Origin of the sequence: Rosenbergiella gaditana (assembly GCF_018494065.1) — a bacterium.
GTDB classification, from domain to species: Bacteria; Pseudomonadota; Gammaproteobacteria; order Enterobacterales; family Enterobacteriaceae; genus Rosenbergiella; species Rosenbergiella gaditana.
Genome location: NZ_JABBFR010000058.1, coordinates 1 through 632, shown reverse-complemented (window position 1 = coordinate 632; position 632 = coordinate 1). Strand labels below are relative to the sequence as shown.

Here is a 632-nt window from a genome sequence, read left to right as displayed (position 1 = left end):
AACAATCTGCTTCTCACGCACAATAGAGCTACATGAAAAAGTCATCGGGGCCTTCATTGAAAAATATATGTTCTACTCATTGGAGTCATTACCGTAGGCTTTATCCTAATAAAAAGAAAATTGCAATCATTCATGAACAGCAAGTGGTGGGTTGGTTGTTTATTGTCGGCAATGATAGTTACTTATTTAATTTCATTCTCTACTCCATTTTGATATTAACCGCCGGTATGGTGCTTATCTTTATATTTTCCTTTATCTTAAGCTCCATTATGTATAGGAAGATACTGGTAGCAATGAATCAGATTACAACAAAGATAAATCATGTTATCCATAGTAAAGACTTCACAAAGAGGCTACCCGATAATTCGTTGAAAGAATTCCAGAGATTCTCTGACAACGTTAATAGCTTAATTAATGAAATAGAAAGACTAAACGGTGATTTAGTCCATGAAAATAGAGCATTAGCTATTAAAGCCTATCAAGACTCCCTAACTGGGCTTGATAATCGTGCAGCATTTATCAATCACTGACAGTTTATGTTAAGTGAAAGTGGTCCGGTAATCCCCCCGAAAAATCGGTGTGTTCATAAGTAGAATTTTCTACTAACCTGAACTCAGGGGAGATTTCTATGA

2 protein-coding genes are annotated in these 632 nt (G+C 35.6%); both read left to right on the top strand.

What is annotated here, in order from left to right; genetic code table 11:
• The coding region (locus tag HH682_RS15415) for an IS1 family transposase (protein WP_214238363.1) at positions 1-97 on the top strand (97 nt) is incomplete at its 5' end.
• Between the two features lie 196 nt (positions 98-293).
• A complete protein-coding gene (locus HH682_RS15410; RefSeq protein ID WP_214238362.1) occupies positions 294-530 on the top strand; it encodes a hypothetical protein in 237 nt (78 codons plus the stop codon).
• Positions 531-632 lie beyond the last annotated feature (102 nt).

Excerpts from the sequence above, each read along its gene's own strand:
- HH682_RS15410 (WP_214238362.1), top strand. The coding sequence starts at position 294 with ATGAATCAGATTACAACAAAGATAAATCATGTTATCCATAGTAAAGAC.